Here is a 22,622-nt window from a genome sequence, read left to right as displayed (position 1 = left end):
ATGGTGGCTGTAGTTCAGTTGGTAGAGCACCAGGTTGTGATCCTGGCTGTCGCGGGTTCGAGTCCCGTCAGCCACCCCGACTGGGAGCGGGCAACGTCAGATGTTGGCGTTGCCCGCTTTCCATTGCTCCCACGGGATGTTCCAGTCACCGAGGCCGTCGGTGCCCGGCAGCGTCGAGCCCACCGTGTTGATCACCTCGACGATGTCGCCGCGCTTGGAGTTGTTGTAGAACCACTGCCCGTTGCTCGTGCTGACGTTGATGCAGCCGTGGCTGACATTGCTGTAGCCCTGGCTGCCCACCGACCACGGCGCGGCGTGCACGTAGATGCCGCTGTAGGAGATCTGGGTGGCCCAGTCCACCTCGGTGCGATAGCCGTTGGGTGAGTTCACCGGCACGCCGTAGGTCGAGGAGTCCATCACCATGTGGGCACGCTTGTCACCGACGAGGTACACGCCGTTGTTGGTGGGCGTGCTGTTCTTGCCCATCGAGACCGGCATCGACTTGACGACCTCGCCGTTGCGCTTGACTGTCATGGTCTTGGTGTTGTCGTCGATCGTGGTGATGACCTCGTCGCCGATGGTGAAGTGCGTGCTGACGTTGTTCTGCCCGAACAATCCGTCACCCAGGTCGACGCCGTAGGTGTTGACCTGGACGTCGACGGTGGTGCCGGGCTTCCAGTAACTCGCTGGGCGCCAACGCACCTCGCGGTTGTTCAGCCAGTAGAACGCGCCCTCGACGGGCGGTTCGGTCTTGATGGTGATGGCGCGCTGCGCGGCCAGCCGGTTCGGGATGTTCTCGTCGAACCGGATCGCGACGGGCTGACCGATGCCGACGACCTCACCCTCGCTGGGCACCACGTAGGGCATGGTCAGGTTCGCCGGCGAGTGCGTCTCGAACGTCATCTGCCGGCTTGCGGCACCGCCGAGCCCCAACGACTCCGCGGTCAGCGTGTAGCTCTTGTTGTAGCCGAGCGGCTCGGTGGTGGACCACGTCAGGCCGTCGGGGCTGAGCTGACCCTCCACCGACTTGCCCTGCTCGTTGACCATGCTCACGGCGCCGAGCACCCCGTCCTCCGCGCTGACCGTCACCGGTGAGTCCACCGGCACACCGACGGCCCCGTCGGTCACCGACGCCGACAGCTTGGGAACGAGCAGATCACCGAACGGCGTCCCCTTGTCGCTGATGACCTCGGGCTGTGACGGCGCGGAGTTCGTGCTGCACCCCGACATCCCCAGCGCAACAGCAGGGATGAGTGCCATGGCCAGCAGCCATGCATGCTTTCGACGCGGACGGGCCACGGATCTGACCTGCCACATACTTTCGCTCCACCTCGCAACCGGCTCACACAAACAAGGACTGTTGGCCACTAGTCTATGGGCAACTTGGCAGTGCGGCGCGACGCCGACGCCCACGCCGACGGTGGGCGGTGGTTGGATTTCACGCCGCACCGCGCGGCCTGTTATTGTCTCACCCGCGGCGCCGTTAGCTCAGTTGGTAGAGCAGCTGACTCTTAATCAGCGGGTCCGGGGTTCGAAACCCTGACGGCGCACCACGAAAACCACAGGTCAAGTGGTATATCCGCGTTACGGATCGGCCGGTATCGGCCCGATCTTCGCCTTATTCCGGCCCGGTTGCGGCCAATCACAATGGCGCATTTCCGAGTGCCGGTCGACGCCGGCTAGCAGAATTCCCAGTGCACGGCGAGGGGGAATTCCGATGAGAACAAGAGCACTGAGAGCGACAGCGGCGGCCGGTCTCGTCCTCGCGACCTTCGTCGGTGGATCCCTTTCGTCGACGCCCGAGGCGCGAGCCGAGACAAGGCTCACAGTGCCCGGTGCGGGACCGCTGTATTACCCGAGGTTCGTGACCCAACTGCCGGTGGGGCGCTTCTACTTGCTGGGAACAGGCGAAGAACGCGGTGGCCCCCTCTCGGTCCTCGACGGATACGCCCTGCTCAACCGCATGATCGGCGAAAACTGGTATCCGGGCAGCACCGCTGAGGTGGTGACCTACCCCGCTAGCATCGGGGTGGTGAGCGGAAGCCTGGCCGCGCCCAGGGTCGAAGAGGGCGTGGAGACGGGGCGCCGTTCGCTCGACGAGCAGATCAAGAGTGTGGCCGCGACCGGCGAGCCGGTGAGGATCGCGGGGCTGTCCGAGGGCACTCTCGTCATCAACCGCGAGTTAGCCCGTCTCGCAACCGATCCCACCGCCCCGCGCGCCGACCTGCTGTCGTTCGTGCTCTTCTCGAGCCCGGAACTCGGCTTGGCCAGCATCTACCTGCCGGTCGGTGCGAGGGTGCCGATCATCGACTACACGATGACGCCGCTGGCCGACAGCCAGTACGACGTCAGCGTCGTCTTCCACCAGTACGACGCCTGGGCCGATCCTCCCGACCGGCCATGGAACCTGCTGGCCGTGGCGAACACGCTCTTCGGGCTGGCGTACTACCACAACAAGGCGGCGCTGGCCGCGCCGTCCGACGCAGTCGAAGTGTCGCGGGTGACCAGCGAACTCGGTGGCACCACGACCACCTACATGGTCCCGGCGCCGACGGTGCCGCTCCTCAAACCCCTTCAGCAACTCGGCGTGCCGAAAGGCATCGTCGACGGGATGAATTCGGTGCTCAAGCCGATGGTCGACGCGGGCTACTCCCGGCTCAATCCCGATGCCGGCCCGTTCTTCTCGCACGGCCGCCTTCGGCCGTCGTCGGCGGCGGCCACCCCGGACCCGGCGCTGGACTCGCTCGCCATCGACGAAGACGCTGAAGAAGCCATTCAAGAAGACGGCGAAGACGTCGACGTCAAGGGCGACGTCGCGTTGGCCCGGACCTTCGCCGCGGACGCGGCCGACGACCAGGAGGCCCAGAGGGTAGACCAGCAGTCCGCGTCGACCACCGATTCCCCCGACCCCGACAGCGAGGATTCGACGGCCGAGGACGCGGCCTGACCCCAGCCCAGCGAAGATTTCCGGGCCGGGGCAATATCTGCGTTCCAAACTGACCTGGAGCGCAACGACCACCTCGCCGGAATTGGTTGCGGCTGACGCTGCAGTCAATTATTGTGCCGATTCCGTGTTCGACCAGGCAAATGTGTGCTGAAATGCCCTCGTCGCAGACTATGCGCTACGCGTGCCTCAAGAAAAGTTCGTTGCGGAGGGAAGACAACCCACGGATTTTCGCGTTACAAGCTGCTGGAAAGCGGCTAAAACTGCTACAGTCCAGTTAGCTGACGCCGGAATATCCGCTATCGTGGCAGTGACCGGCACGACGAGATGAAGGATTAGCTGATGTCGCAGATCGGCGCATCGTTGGCGACGGACACCACCGTCGGCCACGCTGACGATGAGATAACTGCGCAGTCACCCATTTCGGTATACAGCTGCACCCGTCTCGGCCGGGTCGCCAATCCCCCCAGCTTCTCGTTCGCCGACTGGTTTCGCTCGGCCCGCCGGCGCTGAGTCCCTGGCGCGTCAGCGCCGCCTGCGACGCACCACGACCACGAGCACGACGGCTCCCAGACCTGCCAACGACGCGGCGACGGCCGGCTTCGTGACGAACCCGATCAGGCTTGCCTTGAGATCGTCGGCGAGCCGACGCGGGTTGGCGCGCTCGGCGAGAGTGTCCACCGTCGTCGCGAGCTGTTCGCGAGCGGCATCGATCTCCTTCTTGATGGTGTCGGGGTCGCGGTCCGCCACGTGCGCCTCCAAGCCGCTGTAACTCCCTGCTCCCGGATGGAGCCTGCCGATCTACCCTAGATCAGCCCGCGCTCATCGGCGTGCGCCGGTCTGCAGAAGACCTGCACAGGTCCGCAGGAACCTAGGAAAGGAAGCCCAACCGTGCCCAAGACTTCTCGACTCGAGGTCGGCGACAAAGCCCCCGCGTTCAGCCTGCCCGACGCCGACGGCAACACGGTCAAGCTCTCCGATTTCAAGGGACGCAAGGTCATCGTGTATTTCTATCCCGCCGCTTCCACCCCGGGCTGCACCAAGCAGGCCTGCGACTTCCGCGACAGCCTGGGTGAACTCAATGACGCCGGACTCGACGTCATCGGCATCTCCCCAGACAAGCCCGAGAAACTCGCCAAGTTCCGCGACAAGGAGAAGCTGACCTTCCCGCTGCTGTCGGACCCCGACCGCGAGGTGCTTACCGCGTGGGGCGCCTACGGGGAGAAGACAATGTACGGCAAGAAGGTGCAGGGAGTCATCCGCTCGACGTTCGTCGTCGACGAGAACGGAAAAATCGAGGTGGCCCAGTACAACGTCCGCGCCACCGGCCACGTCGCCAAGCTACGGCGCGACCTGTCCGTCTGATCCCAGCTTTGCAAGATTGGCGAGTAAAAGCGCCTCGGCCGTCGCGGCGCGCTCCAGCACCCCCAGGTGCAGGCTCTCGTTGACGCTGTGCGCTTGTGTCGCAGGGTCTTCCACGCCGGTCACCAGAACCGCGGCTGAGGGAAACGCCGCGGCGAACTCGGCGATGAAGGGTATCGAGCCACCCACTCCGGTGTGGACCGGATCGGCGCCCCAGGCCTGGCGGAACGCCGCGCGTGCCGCGTCGTAGACCGGACCGCTGGCATCGATCGCGTAGGGCGCGCCGATGTCACCGGGCGTGATGCTCAGCTGGGCACCCCACGGCGTGTGCTGCTCGAGGTGACGGGTCAGCGCGGCCAGATGCTGAGCCGCGTCGCCGCCGGGCGCGACCCGCATGCTGACCTTGGCCCGCGCCCGAGGCAGCAACGTGTTCGACGCCTTGTCGATCGGGGTGGCGTCGATCCCGACGACGGTGATTGCCGGCTTGGCCCAGAGCCGTTGCGGCACTGAGCCGGAGCCGATCTCGGACACCCCGTCGAGCAGATCTGCATCCGCACGCACCCGTTCCGGCGGAAAGTCGACGTCAGCCGCCTTAGCCTCATGCAGGCCGGCCACCGCGACGTTGCCGTCATCGTCGTGCAGGCTGGCCAGCAGTCGCACCAACACGCTGAGCGCGTCGGGCACGACGCCGCCCCACAGGCCGGAGTGCAGTCCGTGGTCGAGCGTGGCGACCTCGACGACGCAATCGACCAACCCCCGCAGCGACACCGTCAGCGAGGGCACCTCGGTGCTCCAGTTGTCGGAGTCGGCGATGACGATCACGTCGGAGGACAATTCGTCGCGGTGGGCGGCCAGCAACCTCGACAGCGACGGTGACCCCGACTCTTCCTCCCCCTCGACGAACACCGTCACCCCGACCGGCGGATTGCCGTCATGTGCCCGAAACGCCGCCAAATGCGTTGCGATTCCGGCCTTGTCGTCAGCGCTGCCGCGACCGTAGAGCCGCCCGTCACGCTCGGTCGGCTCGAACGGCGGGGTGTGCCACAGGCCGCGATCACCTTCCGGTTGCACGTCGTGGTGGGCGTAGAGCAGGACAGTGGGCGCACCGGGCGGGGCCGGGTGGTGGGCGATGACCGCCGGCGCGCCGCCTTCGCTGACGATCCGCACGCCTCCGAACCCGGCATCGGACAACAGCTTCGCCACCGCTTCGGCGCTGCGCTTGACCTCACCGCGGCGGGCCGGGTCGGCCCAGACCGACTCGATGCGGATCAGGTCCTCCAGATCGCGGCGCACCGACGGCAACACGTCGCGCACCCGCTGCACCAGATCGTTCACAGCCTCGACGCTAGCCGCGAAATTGCATTCCGGCAGGTGCCCACTCACACTTTTGCTGCGGGGATGCAATCTCGCGGCGGGAAGCCCAGAAACTCAGCGCTCTTCGAGGATCGCGACCGCGGCGGCGGTGTCGGCCTCATGCGTCAGCGACAAATGGATCGTGACGTCCTGCAGATGCTCGGCGATCGCGCCGCTCAGCCGCACCTTGGGCCGGCCCCACATGTCGGTGATCACCTCGATGTCGCGGTGGATGCCCTCCGGCAGCATCGGGCGCTTGGCGAAGCGTGAACCCGACCACGCCTTGATCACCGCCTCCTTGGCCGCCCAGCGCGCGGCCAGATGCCGCGCCGCTGATGAGCTCTTGTCGGCGGCGTCGCGACGCTCACCGGGGGTGAACGTTTCAGCGAACACCGTGCCCGGCTGGTCGACCTGCTCGGCGAACTCCGGAATGGAGACGAGATCTATCCCCACACCGACTATCGCCATGTGTACAGGTCGTTGTCGCCCAGTCGTGCATTCGGGTCCAGCAGCATCTCGGCTTCCTGAGGCTTCTCCGGCGCGTCCGCGCTGAAGCGACGGTCCGTCGGCTTCTCGTAGAGCGCCGGGCCACCCGCGATCGCCGATGCCAGCCTGCGCTGGCCCGCCATCACGCGGGCGTCCGCGCGTCGCCGGTAGTCCTCCCGCTCCTGCGGGCTGAGCGCGGCGAGGAAGGCCTGCGGATGCACCAGCGCCACCAGACCGGACACGTGGCCGAACCCGAGGCTGGTGACCAGGCCCGCTTTGAGCGGGAACTTCTCACCGAGCCGCAGGGTGTCGCGCACCCACACCAGGTGCGCCGCGCCGGCCAGTTCGTCGTCGACACAGTCCAGGCTGCGGTTGGGCGGGATCACGCCGTCGCGCAGGATCTGGCACAGGCCCATGATCTGGAAGGCCGCGGCGCCGCCCTTGGCGTGGCCGGTGAGGCTCTTCTGCGACACCACGAACAGCGGCGCCCCGTCGGAGCGGCCCAGCGAGTCGGCGAGCCGCTCGTGCAACTCGGTCTCGTTGGGATCGTTGGCCAGCGTGGAGGTGTCGTGCTTGGACACCACCGCGATGTCGTCGGCGCCCACCCCGAGCTTGGCCAGCGACCGCGCCAGATCCGACTGCCTGCCCCCACGGCCGGCGGCCAGCGCGCCGATGCCCGGTGCCGGGATCGAGGTGTGCATGCCGTCACCGAACGATGACACGTAGCCGATGACCGCCTGCACCGGCAGGCCCATCTTGAGCGCCAGGTCGCCGCGGGCCAGCAACAGCGTTCCGCCGCCCTGTCCTTCGACGAACCCGAGCCTGCGCCGGTCGTTGGCGCGGGAGAACTTCGAGTCGCTGATTCCCTTGGCCCGCATCATCTCGGTGTCGGCGGTGGCCGCCATGTCACCGAAGCCGATGATCGCCTCCAGGGTCAGGTCGTCGTAGCCGCCGGCGACGACGAACTCGGCCTTGCCCAGCCGGATCTTGTCGACGCCCTCCTCGACCGAGATCGCCGCGGTGGCGCACGCGCCGACCGGGTGGATCATCGCGCCGTAGCTGCCGACGTAGGACTGCACGACATGTCCGGCGAACACGTTCGGCAGGACCTCTTGCAGGATGTCGTTCGGCTTGTTCCTGCCCAGCAGGTTGCCGTGGTACATCGTCTGCATCGACGTCATGCCGCCCATGCCGGTGCCCTGCGTGCTGGCCACCAGGCTCGGATGCACCCAGCGCATCAGCTCGGCCGGGGTGAACCCGGCGGACAGGAACGCGTCGACGGTGGTGACTAGGTTCCACAGCGCCACCCGGTCGATCGAGCTGGCCATGTCCTGGCTCACCCCGTAGACCGTCGGGTCGAAGCCGGTCGGGATCTGCGCGCCGACGGTGCGGGACAGCTTCACCTTGCGCGGCACCCGAATCTCGGTGCCCGCCTTGCGGGTCACCTGCCAGTCGGCGCTGTCGGGCACCGGCGCGATCACGGTGTGTTCGGGATCGAACTGGACGAACGCACGCGCATCGGCCTCCGAGGACACCACGAACGTGAAGTCCTTGTCGAGGAACACCGACACCAGCAACGGCGAGGCGTGGTCGGGATCGATCGCGCCGTCGTCGACCCACTCCCGGATGCCGACCCGCTCCACCACCGCATCGTGGTAGCGCTCGACGAGTTCACCCTCGTCGACCAGGTCGCCGGTCTGCGTGTCATACCAGCCCGGCGTGGGGTCGTCTTCCCACTTGACCAGGCCGGTGGTCCACGCCAGTTCCAGCACCCCGGCCGCCGACAGCTCGTTGTCGACCTCCATCTCGAAGCGGGTCCGCGACGACCCGTAGGGCCCCAGTTCGGCGCCGCCGACGATCACCACCAGGTCGGCGGGGTCGACGTCGAGGTCGTCCCAGGCCGGCGGCGGAGCCCCCTTGTAGCCGCGCGGCGGCGACGGCAGCGCCCGGATGGTGCCGTGCTCGTCGGCCTGTTCTTCGGCGCCCTCGCCGATCGCCTCCTCGCGGGCCCGCTCGGCCAGCTCGGCGAGGTCGAGGTCGACGCCGGCCAGCCCGCCGGTCAGGTCGGCCTCCAGCGGTTCGCGCGCCGCGGCGACCTTGGACTCGATGTCACACAGATCCAGCAGCATCGCCGCCATCTCGTCGGTGGTGTAGGTGGTCACCCCCGCCTGCTCCACTGCGTCGACGATCGCGTCGTTGTGGCCCATCAGCCCGGTGCCCTTGGTCCAGCCGATCAGGGCGTGCGCCAACGAAACTCGCTGCGCCCATGACGATTCGGCCTTCCACCGGGTCACCAGCGCGTCCAGCGAAGCCTTGGCCTCACCATAGGCGCCGTCGCCGCCGAACATCCCCCGGTTCGGGGAGCCGGGCAGCACGACGTGCAGCCGGGCCGCGATGTCGCGCTCGGCACCGATGTGGGACAGCCCGGCGATCAGCCGCTGCACGGCCCACAGCAACACCTTCATCTCCATCTCGGCGCGGGAACCCGCGTCGGACAGATCACCGGCCACCCGCGGCGCCGCGAACGGGAACAGCAGCGTCGGGGTCTGCGCGTCCTTGAGGTGAATCGATTGCGGCCCGAGGCTTTCGGTCTGCTCGGTGCCCACCCACGCCACCAGTGCGTCGATGTCGTTGTAGGACGCCATGTTCGCGGGCACCACCCACAACTTGGCGCCGAACCGGGCGTTGTCGCGGTACAGGGTGCGGTAGAACGCCAACCGGTCGTCGTCGAGACGCGACGTCGTGGCGATCACCGTCGCGCCGCCGTCGAGCAACTTGGCCACCACCGAGGCGGCGATGGAGCCCTTGGAGGCGCCGGTGACGACCGCGACCTCCTCGGCGTAGCAGCCCGCGCCCGGGTTCTCCGCGCCCGCGGCCGCGCGCCCGTACAGCGAGGCGTGGATGTTGCGGCCGGCGGCCAGCGCCTTGCCCTGCCACCAGGTGGCCTGGGTGCCGACGATGTGCCCGGCGCCTTCGAACCGCTCCGAGATCCGCGCCCAGTCGGCGTCGATCTCGTCCTCGTCCATCAGCCACAGCCTGGCCAGATCCTCACGCGCACTGGCCCATCGGTCGTCGAACAGCACCGCCTTGCGGCCGTCGAACACCGGCGCGACCAGACGCGGCCAGTCCGACCCCAGTTCGGCGGTGACCAGATCGATGAGTTCGGCGTCGGAGGCCTCGGGCACGCTGACGGGCGTATCGAGGCCGAGTTCGCCCAGGATGAGGCGGGCCGCCGAGGCGAGCACGCCGGTGGGTCCGGTGACCTTTTCGGCGAACTCACCGAGCGCGGCCGAATCCACCACACCGCCGGCGCTGGCCGCCGCCGTGGGCAGCGACACCGCGACACCCTGGCGCGCCGCCACCGACGCCACCGCGGCGTCGATCACCTTGTCCACGGTGGCCGCGTCGGCCAGCGCGCCGTCGTGCAGCGTACCGAGGTCGCCGCCGCGCACGCTGGATCCCTCACGGGTGCCCAGCGCCACCTCGACGGTGACGTGCTTGACCCAGCCGTCGCCGAGTTCCCAGGTCTTCTTGACCCGTTCGGCGATGTAGGCGGGCCGCTTGCCCGACGGTCCGAGCACCGTACGCAGTTGGTCGTTGACGGCGTCGGAAAGCACAGGACCATAGGGCTTGTAGGTCCGGGCCAGCTTGGTGACCTGATCCTTCAGCCCGGCCAGATCCGCTTCGGCCGCACCGTCGATGGCCCCGAGGTTCAGTTCGGAGCCGAGGTCGACGAGCAACTGGTTGCGCCGCGACGAGGCGCCGTCGGTGATGGACTCGATGGAGTCCAACGGCTCGATCTGGTCGATTCGCATCTTCGCCGACACCGCGATCAACGCCATGGTGGCGTCGGCGGCGGTGTAGGCGAGGTCGGCGGGACGTGGGCCGCCCGACGGCGCGGCGGGAGCCGCAGCGGGCGCCGGCGCGGGTGCGGCCTCGACGGGTGCGGCCTGGGCCGCGGTGTCCTCTGGCTCGTCGTCGTCGTGGTCGGGTTCGGGGTCGGTGTCGGTGGCGAACAGCACCGCCGCATCCCGCTCGGAGTTCAGCACCTCGGTGGTGTTGTGTGAATACTCCGGCAGTTTCAGCGTGTTGGCGGCCAGACCGGCGACCGTCGGCGCCGACTTGACGCCGATCTCGACGAACCGCTCGATGCCCAGTCCGCCCGCGGCCTCCTCGATGAACAGCAGATCCTGGGTTTCGATCCAGCGCACCGGGCTGGCGAACTGCCAGGCCAACAACTCGATGACGACCTTGCGGCACAGTTCGCGCGGCTTCTCGTTGAGCCACGTGTCGTAGTCGGCGAGGATCTCGTCGAGCGGTTCGGCCGGCACCAGATCCCGGATCTCCTGGATGAATTCGCGTTCCAGGCTGAACGGCTTGGGCACCAGGTTGGGGATGTAACGGCCGATGATCAGGTTCGGATCCTGGTCGCGCGGCATCACGCGCTCCAGCGAGCGACGGAAGTCGGCGACGCCGACGCGCAGCACCGACGAGTGGAACGGCACGTCGATACCGGGCACCAGGATGAACGAGCGCTTGCCGCCGGTGAGCTCGCGGCGGCGCTCGACCTCTTCCTCCAAGGCCTCCAGTCCGCGCACCGTCCCGGCGATCGCGTACTGCGAACCGCGCAGGTTGAAGTTCACGATCTCCAAGAACTCACCGGTATTCGCCGCGATATTCGCGACAAACGCCTTGACGTCGGCGTCGTCGAGATCGATCTGCGACGGCCGGATCGCGGCCAACCGGTAGTTGGACCGACCCAGGTGGTCGCGGGGCACGATGTCGTGCATCTTGCTGCCGCGGTGGAACACCACCTCCAGCAGCGCTTCGAGTTCATAGACCCCGCTGACGCAGGCCAGCGCGGTGTATTCACCGACGGAGTGCCCGCAGGCGATCGCATCCTCGACGAACGCGCCCTGCTCGCGCATCTCGGCCACCTGCGCGGCGGCCACTGTCGCCATCGCGACCTGGGTGAACTGGGTCAGGTACAGCACCCCCTCAGGATGCTGGTAGTGCACGCCGGAGGCGATCAGACTGGTCGGGTTGTCACGCACCACGTGCAGCACCGAGAAACCCAGCGTCTCGCGGGTGAACTTGTCCGCCGAATCCCACACCTTGCGGGCGGCCTTGGACCGGGCACGCACCTCCATGCCCATGCCCTTGTGCTGAATGCCCTGCCCGGGGAAGGCGTAGACGGTCTTGGGCGCGGCCAGTTGCGCGGTCGCCGACATCACCAGATCGGAACCGACCCGCGCGGCCACCTCGATGATCTCCGCGCCGCGATCGATACCGACGCGGTCGACGCGGAACTCGATCTCGTCACCGGGCAGCACCATGCCCAGGAATCGGGAGGTCCACCCGACCACACGGGCGGGCGGGGCCGGCTTGCCGTCGGTGGCGGTGACCACGTGCTGGGCGGCGGCAGACAGCCACATGCCGTGCACGATGGGCGATTTCAGCCCGGCCAGCAGCGCGGCGGCACGGTCGGTGTGGATGGGGTTGTGGTCACCGGACACCACGGCGAACGCGCTCATGTCGGTCGGTGCGGTGACGGTGACGTCGCGGCGACGCCGACGCGGCGTGTCGGTCGCGTTGTCGGTGATCGCCCCTCCGGCGCGCGGCGGGTCGGCCAGTTCGGCCGCGCCCGTGCGCCCGCGGATCGCGAACCGCTCCTCGAGGACGGCCAGCAGCGACCCGTCGGCGTCGCAGATGCGCACCGACACCGGCACGACGCGGCCGTATTCGGTGTCGACGGCGGCCGAAGAGGTTGCGGTGACGGTCAACTCGGCCCGAGTGCGCGGCATCGGGGCCATCAGGTGTGCGGCGTGATCCAGATGCACCAGGCTCAGCAGGCCCTCGACGACCGGGAAGCCGTCGTCGGTCACCGCCGCGCCGATGGCGGCGAACACCGCCGGCCAGCAGTGGCCGACGAGCGCATCGGGCACCAGTGTCAGTCCGGGGGCCAGCGGGGCGCCGAAGGTGGCCGTCACACCGGTGTGGTCGGCGACCTGTTCGGGATCCCAGTGCACGGTCACGGTGGCGGTGTCCTCGCGCACCGGCGGCAGCGACTCCGGCCCGTCCACGCCCGCGGCGATGGCCAGCACCGCACGCATCGCGGTCGAGGCGTCCTCGACGGTGACGACCGGCATACCTCCGTTGACCGTGCAGGACGGCAGCGTGAACCGGATGTCGATCCAGATGTCGGACAGCGGCACGCTCAGCGTCACGCCGTCGGCGCCCAATTCCAGCCGCGATCCGGTGGAAGGATGTGTGGCGGCGCGGTTTTCGTTGACCTGCCACTCGTCGGGAGCTCCGATCCGGTGCACCGGGTTGATCGCGGTGCGCCCGGCCCACAACACGTCGGGCGAGTCCAGCACGACCGCCAGCGGCCCGGTGACGTCGGCGCGGGCCTGGCGGCGCGAGACCACCGGCACCGGCTCCGCGCCGGATGCCCGCACATCGTCGATGGTGGCCTGCTCGAAGCGGTCCAGAAGTTCGCCGACCGGCTCGTCGACGCGGGTGATGCCGGCGACGGCCTGGGTACCCGGGATGATGCACACCTGGTCGGCGGTGTAGCGCGCGTCGTGGGCCTGCCACAGCGAGTCGCTGCGCCACCAGCGCCGGACGTCCTTGTCGATGACGGGCACGAAGTTGACCGGCTTGCCCGGCGTCTTGCACAGCGTGACGAAGAACGGCACGTCGGCCGGGTGCAGCTGGATCGTCTCGGCGTCCGGGTAGCGGTCGAGCAGCGCGGCGATTGCCTGCTCCGGATTCTCCAGCAGCGCTTGCCCCTCGGCGCTGTCGTCGAACAGCGTCTCGATCGGACCGGAGTCCTGTGGGTGCAGCCGGGCCTCGGCTCGCTTGAGCATGTCGGCGAACCGGTCGCGCCAGGTGTCGGCCAACCACGGGCTGTTGGGCGCCGCGGTGTCGGCGGTGCTGTCACCGTCACCGATCGCCAGTTCGACGTAGCGGCGCAACCACTGCAGATAGGTCATGTCCCCCACGTCGCCGAAGTACGGCTTGCAGGTGGCGGCCATCGCCGCGATGATCTCGTCGCGGCGGGCGGCCACCGCGTCGCCGTCGCCGGCGACCTCGTCGAGCAGCCGTCCGCATCGCGAGGCGGCGTTGTCGATCTCGTGGATGTCGGCGCCGAGCTGGCTGCGGCTGGACGCCATGCCGCCCTGGGCCTTTCCGGCGCTGATCCACTGATCGGTGCCCGAGGTCTGCACCAGCATCTGCTTGACCGACGGCGAGGTGGTCGCCTCCTTGGTGGCCATCGCCGCCGTGCCCACCAGGATGCCGTCGACCGGCATCACCGGGAACCCGTAGTCCTTGGCCCACCGGCCCGACAGGTATTCGGCCGCGCGCTCCGGGGTTCCGATGCCGCCGCCCACGCAGACGGTGATGTTGGAGAGCTTGCGCAGGTCCGCATACGTGCTCAGCAGCAGATCGTCGAGGTCCTCCCACGAATGGTGGCCACCGGCGCGGCCGCCCTCGATGTGCACGATCACGTCCCTGTCGGGCACCTCGGCGGCGATCTTGATGACCGACTTGATCTGGTCGACCGTCCCCGGCTTGAAGACCACGTGGGTGATCCCCACGCTGTTGAGTTCCTCGATGAGCTCGACGGCTTCCTCGAGGTCGGGGATGCCCGCGGAGACGATCACCCCGTCGATCGGCGCGCCGGACTGACGGGCCTTCTGCACCAAGCGCTTTCCGCCGACCTGCAGCTTCCACAGGTACGGGTCGAGGAACAGCGTGTTGAACTGCACGGCGCGGCCGGGCTCGAGCAGACCGGTGAGCTCGGCGATGCGGTTGTCGAAGATCTCCTCGGTGACCTGACCGCCGCCGGCCAGTTCGGCCCAGTGGCCGGCGTTGGCGGCCGCCGCGACGATCTTGGCGTCCACGGTCGTCGGGGTCATACCGGCGAGCAGGATCGGTGAGCGCCCGGTGAGCCGGGTGAACTTGGTGGACAGCTTCACCGAACCGTCCGGCAGTTCGACCAGCTTGGGTGCGTAGCTCGAATAGGGCGGCTGGATCGCGGGAGCCGCACCCGCGGTGAACAGCCGGCGCTGGCCGTCGCGGGTGGCGGCGGCCACGATGCCGACGCCCAGCCCGCGGATCACCGGTGCGGTCAGACGCGTCGCGGTGTCGCTGGGGCCCAGGTCGATGATCCAGCGGGCGCCCGCCTCGTGCAGCTCCTCGACCTCGGCCACCCAGTCGACGTGGTCGATGAAGATCTTCTGCGACATCAACCGCGCGACATCGGGGTCGACGCCCACCTTGCGGGCCCATTCGTCGACGAGCGCGATCCCGTCGGCCAACCGCGGGGTGTGGAATCCGACCTCCACCGGAAGCTTGTAGAAGACCGGACGGAAAACAGCCCCGCCGCGCACCTTGTTCTTGCGCTCGGCTTCTTCCTTCTCGGTGATCTTCTGGCAGTACAGCTCGAAGCGGGACAGCTGTTCGGGGGTGCCGGTGATGACGACGGCGCGCCTGCCGTTGCGGATCGACAGCGCCGGCGCCTGCACGGTGCGTACGTCCTGGGCGAAGTCGTCGAGCAGCGCGGCGATCTTGTCGGGGTCGACGTTGATCACCGAGAGCATCGGCGACTCGTCGCCCCGGCGCACCATGCCGCGACGCCGCGACATCAGCGATCCGGCCGCGCCGATCAGCTGCCCCATCGCCAACAGTTCGACATCGCGCGCGCCACCGGCCTTGAGCGACTCGACGGCGGTGACGCCCTGTGAGTGGCCTGCGATGGCGACGGGCGGGTGCGCGGTCAGGTCGAGTCCCTGGCGCGCCAGCGCGCGAACGGCGGCCATCTGGGTGAGCAGGATCCCCGGGCCCGAGATCGCGGCGGTCATCAGGTCCTTGGCGGGCGGCAGCGGTTCGTCGGCGGCCAGCGCACGGATCCACTTCATCGGTTCGAAACCGATCGGCCGCACCACGACCAACTCGCGGGCCAGCGGTTCGAGCAGCAGTTCGGCCTCGGCGACCAGCTCGCTGATCTCCGACTCGATGCCCGCGGAGCTGACCAGTTCTTCGAGGTTCTCCAGCCACTCGCCGCCCTGGCCGCCGAAGATCACCGCATAGGGCTCACCGGCGTGCAGACGGTCGACGAGGGCCTGGGCGCCGGCATGCGATTCGGTGGGGCCGGTCGTAGGTTCGGCGGACACACGGTGCTGCTCGTTGATCGTCACGTCCTGCTGTCTCCCTTGCGTGCTGTCTCGCGGATCTCGCTCGTCGTCTGTCGGCGGTCGGCTCTGGAAGCTGTGATGGCCGCCCTGATGCGGGCCATCCGATTCGGCGTCGAATCTCAACCGGCCCAGGTCGCGGCGGTGTCGCGGGTCTTCACGACGCCTGCCAGCGGACGCTCGAGCCGTACTAAGAGTGTCATAAGAGAGGGGGTGATTTTTCCCGCCCAAATGGTTACTAATGAGTTCTACGCGTGGGTAACCCCGACTTGGGTAACGTGGCGTCCCGAGCCCGTCGAAGCCTTGCGAGACAAACGTCCTGTTGGCAGGTGGTTACGGTCGAGTAAGGACAACTCCGCAGATCAACGTAGTTTTGTTATGGAATTGTTATGTAAAAATTTACCACGAGTCCGACCAGCCAGAGCGGCGCGCATCAAGTGGCCGATCATGCCGGTCGGGCCCCGTACCCGGCGCCGGCGACTACAAGACGTTTGCTGCGAGTCCTTACTGATCGGTAAGGTTTAGTCCCACTGCCCGTATCGGGGCTTGAGAATGTGGTTGATGTCCACCCCGACACCCCCGACCGACCTCTTGTCGATCTCGACCTGATGCAGGTGGGCGGCGGGATGGGCGGTCCGGCCCGGCGAGCCCCAGTTGTGCTGCCAGAAGTAGGCCCCGAGCCCGTCCTGCAAAGCCCATTCGATGGTCTTCGAGTTGGCGTAGACACCGACGCGTTGATGCCCCAGCACCGCTTCCCAGCCCCGCAGATACGGCGCCACCTGCCTCTTGTACTGCTCGTAGGTCGGGTTGTCGTCGATCGACGTGTAGATCGGCGCTCCGTAGGAACCCCCGGCGGCAACGTGCAGCTGCCAGCCGCGCTTGGCGTGCGCGACACCGGCGTCGTGACCGCCGAGCCAGTCGGCGGTGTCCTGCTTGCCGTACTGATAACACGACACGATCTTCAAACCGTTCTGGTAGAGATCGCGCGCCTCGGTCAATTGGATGGGTTTGCCCAGCATCCAGGCGCCGCCCGGCCGCCGGTCCGAAACGTATCGGATGGCACCCAGTGCGCCCGCGGCCCGGATGTCGGAAGCCTTGATCACCCCGGCCGCATAGTCGAGCAGCACTCCCAGCGGGGCCGCCGAGGCGACCGGCGCCGCGGCCGCCGACACCAGGCCGGACAGACCGGTGCCGAGCGCGAACGCGGCCGGCGCCGCGGCGGCGCCCTTCAGCAGCGAACGACGGGGTATCGACACGAGCCACAGAGTACGACAATCACCTCAATTTTCACGCCAACGCCACTGGTCACAGCTGCATCAAGAACGGCGTCGTGTCGTCTCACGGCGGCGATGCTCGGCGCCGGCCCGCGTCGACGGCCTTACGAGCGATCCTGCGATTCCGGGCTGCGCGGCGCCTTGCTCAGCAGCACGCCGGTGGTGTAGCCGGAGACGGCGTTGGTCATCTGCTGCTGTAACGACTTGTCCATCTGCGCCGACACGACGCCGCTCCACAGGTCGCGGTAATCCTCGACGATCCGGCCCAACTCCTCGGTCTGGTCGGCGGCCGCGGCATAGTTCTCCCCGAACCTGGCCGTCAGGGATGCCTCGAGGGCGTGGACGAAGCCACCGGCCAAGTCGTCGATCGCGTCGCGCGTCTCCTCGTGGATGCTCAGCACCGCCCGCACGTAGAGCAGTTGATCCGGTGCCCTGGCGATGATCTCGCCGATCGCCGGATCGGTCATCGCGACCCCACCGCGGACCAGTTCGGCCAACCCGTACTCGACGAGCTTGCGGGCCTCGGGGCTGTCGGGATCGATGTCGACGAAGCGCTGTGCGCCCGCGCCGGCGCCGCGCTGTGTGCTCGGCCCGGTGGGCGGGCCGAGCACCGCGCGCTGGATCCCGAGGATGTCGGCGAGATCGGCGCCTTCACGCATGCTTGCGAAGAACTCCGCGATGTGCGCCGAGTTGAACCCGCGCCGAAGCAACTGGCTGATCGTGCGGAGTTGGGAGAGGTGATAGTCGTCGTACAACGCGGTTCTGCCCACTCGGCGGGGCGGGTCGAGCAGTCCGCGTTCCCGGTACGCACGGATGTTGCGGGCACTGACGCCAGAGATTTGCGCAAGTTCGTCGAGCCGATACTCAGCCAACGCCCTGCACCCCGGTGCGCACGCGTTCGCGGCCGAGTAGCACACCGCAACGGTCCATAAGATCAGAATAGCCGCGTCCGCGCCGTCGCGAGCGAACTCGTGCGGACTGCTCCGGTGTTTGCCAGCTAACCGTCATATATTTCGCTGCCTGCACTCTCGCGGCAGCCACAAACCGCGCCGGTCCCGGCTGTGCAGATCCAGCCAACTCGCCGGGAGGCCGCCGGCGCGTCAGCGCGGTTGGCTTCGCGGTCCCCCCGATATCGGACAATGGCGGGATTGACCATCAAGGCACACGCGCCAGCTACCCGCTCGGAGTCCGCCCCTGGATCGTCTGGGGGACCGGACTCTTCGCCTACATCGTCGCCGTGCTCGACCGCACGACACTCGGTGTCTCCGGGCTGGCCGCAGCCGAACGCTTCCACGCCAGTCCCGGGGTGCTGTCGACGTTCGTGGTCCTGCAGGTCATCGTCTACGCCGCCGCCCAAGTCCCGGCCGGCCTTCTGCTGGACCGGTTCGGCTCCAAGGCGCTGATCACCTGGGGCGCCGCGCTGATGGCCTCGGGCCAACTCGTGCTGGCGTTCACCGAGTCGCTGCCCGCCGCGATCGCCGCACGCGCGGTGGTGGGTCTGGGCGACGCGTTCACGTTCATCTCGGTGCTGCGCCTGGTGCCGCGCTGGTTCGCACCGCCACGGGTTCCGCTGGTCACCCAGCTGACCGGGATCTGCGGCCAACTCGGCCAGGTGCTCTCCGCGATTCCGTTCTTCGGCATTCTCACCGCGGCGGGCTGGACCACCGCCTACGTCTCGGTGGCGGCGATCGGTGTGGTGGCGATCGTGCTGACGCTGGCGCTGGTGAAGAACGCGCCGCACGGCAACGTCGTCGAGGTCCACACGCTGTCGGTACGCGAGACGCTGACCAGCGTCACGACCGTGTGGTTGCGTCCAGGCACCCGTCTGGGCTTCTTCACCCACATGGGCACGCAGTTCTCGGTGACCGTGTTCGCGCTGATGTGGGGGGTGCCGTATCTCACCACGGCGCAGGGCCTGTCACCGGAGATCGCGGGTGCGCTGCTGACGATTTCGGTCGTCGCCGCGATCGGCTCGGGCGTGCTGATCGGCGTGTTCACCGGTCGTCACCCGCAGCGACGATCACGACTGGTGCTCGCGATCATCGCGAGCAACGCGCTGGTGTGGACGATCGTGTTGCTGTTACCCGGACGCGCCCCGCTGTGGATGCTGATCGTGCTGATCGTGGTGATCTCGGTCGGCGGCCCAGGCTCGATGGTCGGCTTCGACTTCGCACGCACCTTCAACCCGAGCGACACGCTGGGCACCGCCTCCGGGTTGGTCAACATGGGCGGCTTCCTCGCCTCGTTGGCCGTGATGCAGGCGATGGGGCTGATCCTGGATGTCGCGGGCGGGTTTTCGCTGCAGGCGTTCCAGCTGGCGTGGACCGTGCAGTACGTGATCTGGGGCCTTGCGGTGGCCGGGATCCTGATTACCCGCCACAAGGCGCGTCGGCTGCTGCGGGCCGAGCGCGGCGCCGAGGCGGAGCGGGCCGAACGGATGCTGCTCGAGGGGTTCGACCCCCACCGCGGCCCGCCGGACTAGCGGTTGCGTGCGGTCTGTCTGCGGTTGGCCTTCTTGATGGCCGAGACCAACTCCTGCTTGTTCATCGTCGAACGCCCCGAGATGTCCAACCGCCGTGCGACGTCGACGAGGTGCTTCTTCGACGCGTTCGCGTCGACACCTTCGGCGGTGGCGCCCTTCGCGTTGGGGCCGCCGCTGCGAGCGCGCTGATCGGACGGGCCCTTCTTGGCCTTGGCTTCCCAGTGGTCACCGACCTTCTCGTAACTGTGCTTGAGCGCGCTGTAGGCCACCCGGTGCGCGCGCTGGCCTTCGCCGTATTCCTCGACGGCGGCGTCGTGCGCCTTGGCGAACGTGCGCTGCGCCTTGGCGCTGGATTTCTGCAGCGTGCTCGGCAGTTCGCTCTTGCGGGCGCTACCGCTCTTCGTTGTCTTCGGCATTGCGGTACTCCTCACTGGGGCCACTGAAATTGCACCGATTGCCACTGTGGCTCCGCGGTCTGGAGTTACCACCGACCCCAGTGCGCTAAACCCGCTGATGAACGACCCCGCCACGATCGGTGACAAGATACGAGCATGCAGACACCGCCGCGCAGTCACGCTGTCGGCGTGGTGCTCGCCGCGGGCCTGGGCACCAGGGTCGGAGCCGACGGCAACAAGGCCTATCTGCGACTGGCCGAGCGCGCCATGGTGACGTGGTCACTGGACGCACTGACCCAGGTGACCGAACTTTCCCGACGCGTGCTGGTCTACCGGGCCGGCGAACGTGAACTCGCCGAGGGCACCGTCGAGCGCGAACTGCCGCACACCACAGTCGAGTTCGTCGAGGGCGGCCAGACCAGACACCACTCGGAACTCAACGTGCTGCGTTATCTGGCCGCCGACATCGAGTCCGGTGCCGTCGACGTCGTGGCCATCCACGACGCCGCCCGGCCGCTGGCCGGTCCCGGGATGTTCGTCACCGCGTTGTCGGTGGCCCGTGAGTTCGGCGGCGCGCTGCCTGCCATCGCGGTGCGTGACGCGGTGCGGGCTCGAGTCGACGGCGGCATCGAACCGCCGATGTCCGGCACCCGAAGACTGGTACGCGTCCAGACACCGCAGGCGTTTCGCGCGCGACCTCTGCTCGAGGCGTACCGGGCGGCGGGCCGTGACGGATTCGAGGGCACCGACACCTCGTCGTGCGTCGAGAAGTACTCCGAGGTCGAGATCCGTACATTCCACGGCGATCCGCGCAACCTGAAGGTGACCTACGCCCGCGACATCGCCGTGGCCGAACGATTGCTCAGCGCGCGTGCGGGCTCTCGATGACGGCCTCGACAAATTCCGCATCCCTTGGCAATTCGGCCAAAAAAGCGTCGGCGTCACCGTCGACCACGGTGATCGGTACGGCCGCGTCGACGGCCAGGGCAAGCTCGTCGAACTGCGCGTCGCGTCGGCGCGCCAGCAACTCGACCAGGGTACGGGTGCTGAACCCGCGCGGGTATTGAACCGTGCGCACGCTGGCGCGGTCGACGGTGCTGATCACCGACCCCCGTTCGTCGACGGCCTTGATGCTGTCGGTGACTGCCAGCGCGGGTGCCACGAATACCCCGCCGCCACGCAGACCGGCGATCACCCGGTCCCGCAGAACCTCCGGGGTCAGCAGCTGGGCCACTTCGTAGACCAGCACATGCGACGTCGCGATCCCCCGGCTCTCGAGGTGGTTGAGGGCCGCCGTCAGGCAGTCAGCGCGTGCGCTGCCCGCGGCGTCGACGACACTGACCGCTGGAAGGCCCTGGGAGACCAGGGCTTTGCGCACCTCGTCGATCAGTGAGGGCGCCGCGGCCACCACCACCTGCGCGGGACTGCTCACCGCACTCAGCATGTCGCGCACCAGACGCACCACCGGTTGCCGCCCCGCCAATGCGAAGAAGGCCGCAGGTCTGTCGGCCGCGCGCACGTCCGGCAGCGGCAGGATCGCCGAGAACTCCACCCGGTCCCGCGTCCGCTACACCGGGTCGAAGGCGTCGATCAGCCAGCGTCCGTCGACCTTCGTCAAACCGACCTTCACCGAGCTGGCGGCAAATGCGCCGTCCGGGTTCTCCTTGCTGGTGGTGGTCTGGTTGATGAACACCAGCACCTCCGCGGAGTCCGGAGTGATCTCCGAAACCGCCGCCCGCACCACCGACGCGGCGGTCTTGACGTCCTTCTCCTTGGCGGCCGGAGTGACGATCTGTTCGGTGAACTGGGTGTAGTACGTGAGGAACTCACCGGTCAGTTTCGATTTCGCGTTCGCGAAGTCCTGCTCCAGGCTCTCCGGCGAGTAGGACAGCAGCGCCACCGAACCGCTCGTCGCGGCCTCCAGCGCGACATCGGCGGCGTGAGCGTCGGTCTGGGTGTCCACCCGGTACTGGGTGAAATACAGCCACGACGCCACCCCTGCGGACGCCAGCAGCGCGATCACGATGAGGATGACGACGACGTTGCGACGCGCACCGCGCATCACCGCCGAGACCACGCCGTCACGGCCGGATCCGTTGTCAGCAGTGGGGCCCTGGGCGGGTTCGTCTGTCGCCGTGTCGGACTCGGCGCCGGTCAGCTCGGTCGCTTCGGACTCGGCGTCGGTGAGTTCGGTGGCATCGCTGTTCGCCTGTTCGTCAGCGGTGATGGTGTTCTCCTCGGATGTCACGGCACGAACTCGACTTTCGACATCTTGATCTGTCCGCCGTCTCTTTCCAGGTCCACCGACAGCCGCCAGGCCCGTGGTTCCTGCTTGGCGCCTGCGGCGTTGCTGACCCGGGAGGTCGCCGACACCAGCGCAACCGCCGACTTCTCGTCCATGGTCTCAACGGCGGTGGCGGTGACCGTCACATCGGTGACGACCTTCGAATCCTGGGCCACCTTGACGAAATCCTCGGCCTGGGCTTCGAAGTCCTCCTTGAACTGCCCGGTCGAGTTGTCGATGATGCGCTGCACGTCCTCTTCGACCTTGTTGAAATCCAGCGACATCAGGGTCACGACGCTCTGCCGTGCGGCCGCAGCGTATTCGGCGGTCAGCTTCTGGTCGGCGGCGGCCTCGCGGTGATGCCAGACCATATAGGCGCTGGCCGCCAACAGCGCGGCGGTACACAACAGGGCCAGCGAGATGGCGGCCACCTTGAAGATCCTGCCCCAGCGGCGACCCGACGGCCGCTCGACGGTCGGCACCTCGGCTTCGGGTGCTTCGGCCTCCTCGGCCTCTTCGGCCTCTTCGGCCTGCTCGGCCACGACCGCCGGATCATCGGCTTCGCTCGCTTCGGTTTCGGCGTCTGTTTCAGGGGTCACTTCGGCCGCCTGCGCCTCCCGGCGCAACCGCAACGCACGTGCCCTGGCCCGGGCCGCGGCCGCGAGCGCCTCGGCCTCCGCCGCCTCCGCCTCGGCCTCCTCGGCCAGCGTCAGCGCGTCGGGTTCAGGCTTCTTCGTCGGTCCCTCGACGTGGCCCGTGCCGATCGCCGATCCACGGCGCCGAAATGACGGCACGGCGACCTCCTTGTCCTTATTGCCCGGTATTGCCCGGTCGTGAGAATGCCA

Annotated in this window: 16 protein-coding genes and 2 tRNA genes; 7 read left to right on the top strand and 11 right to left on the bottom strand. The window is 68.0% G+C overall.

The window, feature by feature from the left end:
- Positions 1–3 precede the first annotated feature (3 nt).
- A tRNA-His gene (locus ABQE89_RS20390) sits at positions 4–76 on the top strand.
- A 20-nt stretch (positions 77–96) separates the two neighbouring features.
- Here the strand turns inward: ABQE89_RS20390 and ABQE89_RS20385 are convergent.
- Positions 97–1,317: a L,D-transpeptidase gene (locus tag ABQE89_RS20385; protein WP_448419946.1), complete on the bottom strand. Its 1,221-nt coding sequence runs from the start codon at positions 1,315–1,317 to the stop codon at positions 97–99.
- Positions 1,318–1,477: 160 nt separating this feature from the next.
- On the opposite strand from ABQE89_RS20385, the gene ABQE89_RS20380 reads away from it, so the two are divergent.
- From ABQE89_RS20380 to ABQE89_RS20370, 3 genes are all read left to right on the top strand, one after another.
- Positions 1,478–1,553 (top strand) — tRNA-Lys (locus ABQE89_RS20380).
- A 311-nt stretch (positions 1,554–1,864) separates the two neighbouring features.
- The gene (locus tag ABQE89_RS20375; protein WP_448419944.1) at positions 1,865–2,947 is read left to right on the top strand and encodes a PE-PPE domain-containing protein; all 1,083 of its coding nucleotides are present in this window, start codon (positions 1,865–1,867) and stop codon (positions 2,945–2,947) included.
- 339 nt (positions 2,948–3,286) lie between these two features.
- Entirely contained in the window at positions 3,287–3,457 is a 171-nt protein-coding gene (locus ABQE89_RS20370; RefSeq protein ID WP_448419942.1) for a hypothetical protein, read from the top strand.
- A gap of 12 nt (positions 3,458–3,469) precedes the next feature.
- On the opposite strand, the gene ABQE89_RS20365 is transcribed toward ABQE89_RS20370, so the two are convergent.
- Positions 3,470–3,694, bottom strand: a complete 225-nt coding sequence (locus ABQE89_RS20365) for a DUF3618 domain-containing protein (RefSeq protein ID WP_448419940.1) — start codon at positions 3,692–3,694, stop codon at positions 3,470–3,472.
- Between the two features lie 141 nt (positions 3,695–3,835).
- On the opposite strand from ABQE89_RS20365, the gene bcp reads away from it, so the two are divergent.
- A complete protein-coding gene (bcp, locus tag ABQE89_RS20360; protein WP_448419938.1) occupies positions 3,836–4,309 on the top strand; it encodes a thioredoxin-dependent thiol peroxidase in 474 nt (157 codons plus the stop codon).
- Here the strand turns inward: bcp and ABQE89_RS20355 are convergent.
- From ABQE89_RS20355 to ABQE89_RS20335, 5 genes are all read right to left on the bottom strand, one after another.
- Entirely contained in the window at positions 4,286–5,641 is a 1,356-nt protein-coding gene (locus ABQE89_RS20355; protein WP_448419936.1) for a dipeptidase, read from the bottom strand. The genes bcp and ABQE89_RS20355 overlap by 24 nt on opposite strands.
- 93 nt (positions 5,642–5,734) lie before the next feature.
- Positions 5,735–6,127, bottom strand: coding sequence for a holo-ACP synthase AcpS (gene acpS / locus ABQE89_RS20350; RefSeq protein WP_448419934.1), 393 nt, complete (start codon positions 6,125–6,127; stop codon positions 5,735–5,737).
- Positions 6,118–15,348, bottom strand: coding sequence for a fatty acid synthase subunit beta domain-containing protein (locus ABQE89_RS20345; protein WP_448419932.1), 9,231 nt, complete (start codon positions 15,346–15,348; stop codon positions 6,118–6,120). The genes acpS and ABQE89_RS20345 overlap by 10 nt, the downstream gene beginning before the upstream one ends.
- 515 nt (positions 15,349–15,863) lie before the next feature.
- A complete protein-coding gene (locus ABQE89_RS20340; RefSeq protein WP_448419930.1) occupies positions 15,864–16,598 on the bottom strand; it encodes a DUF1906 domain-containing protein in 735 nt (244 codons plus the stop codon).
- A gap of 122 nt (positions 16,599–16,720) precedes the next feature.
- The gene (locus tag ABQE89_RS20335) at positions 16,721–17,488 is read right to left on the bottom strand and encodes a MerR family transcriptional regulator (protein WP_448419928.1); all 768 of its coding nucleotides are present in this window, start codon (positions 17,486–17,488) and stop codon (positions 16,721–16,723) included.
- A gap of 275 nt (positions 17,489–17,763) precedes the next feature.
- On the opposite strand from ABQE89_RS20335, the gene ABQE89_RS20330 reads away from it, so the two are divergent.
- Positions 17,764–19,098 (top strand): MFS transporter, encoded by a 1,335-nt coding sequence (locus ABQE89_RS20330; RefSeq protein WP_448420071.1) that lies wholly within the window; start codon positions 17,764–17,766, stop codon positions 19,096–19,098.
- Here ABQE89_RS20330 and ABQE89_RS20325 read toward each other — a convergent pair.
- A complete protein-coding gene (locus ABQE89_RS20325) occupies positions 19,095–19,514 on the bottom strand; it encodes a ChaB family protein (RefSeq protein WP_448419926.1) in 420 nt (139 codons plus the stop codon). The two genes, ABQE89_RS20330 and ABQE89_RS20325, sit on opposite strands and share 4 nt — an antisense overlap.
- 135 nt (positions 19,515–19,649) lie before the next feature.
- Here ABQE89_RS20325 and ABQE89_RS20320 point away from each other — a divergent pair, with 135 nt between their 5' ends.
- Positions 19,650–20,381: an IspD/TarI family cytidylyltransferase gene (locus tag ABQE89_RS20320; RefSeq protein ID WP_448419924.1), complete on the top strand. Its 732-nt coding sequence runs from the start codon at positions 19,650–19,652 to the stop codon at positions 20,379–20,381.
- On the opposite strand, the gene ABQE89_RS20315 is transcribed toward ABQE89_RS20320, so the two are convergent.
- Genes ABQE89_RS20315 through ABQE89_RS20305 form a run of 3 tightly spaced genes read right to left on the bottom strand, consistent with a single transcriptional unit; the run spans position 20,356 to position 22,571 of the window.
- The gene (locus tag ABQE89_RS20315) at positions 20,356–21,045 is read right to left on the bottom strand and encodes an IspD/TarI family cytidylyltransferase (protein WP_448419922.1); all 690 of its coding nucleotides are present in this window, start codon (positions 21,043–21,045) and stop codon (positions 20,356–20,358) included. The two genes, ABQE89_RS20320 and ABQE89_RS20315, sit on opposite strands and share 26 nt — an antisense overlap.
- Before the next feature lie 15 nt (positions 21,046–21,060).
- Positions 21,061–21,720: a hypothetical protein gene (locus tag ABQE89_RS20310; RefSeq protein WP_448420069.1), complete on the bottom strand. Its 660-nt coding sequence runs from the start codon at positions 21,718–21,720 to the stop codon at positions 21,061–21,063.
- Positions 21,721–21,737: 17 nt separating this feature from the next.
- Positions 21,738–22,571, bottom strand: coding sequence for an Rv1363c family protein (locus ABQE89_RS20305; RefSeq protein WP_448419920.1), 834 nt, complete (start codon positions 22,569–22,571; stop codon positions 21,738–21,740).
- Between the last annotated feature and the right edge of the window lie 51 nt (positions 22,572–22,622).

It is taken from the genome of Mycolicibacterium sp. XJ1819, from assembly GCF_053483675.1.
This window is presented reverse-complemented; position numbering and strand designations above follow the sequence as displayed.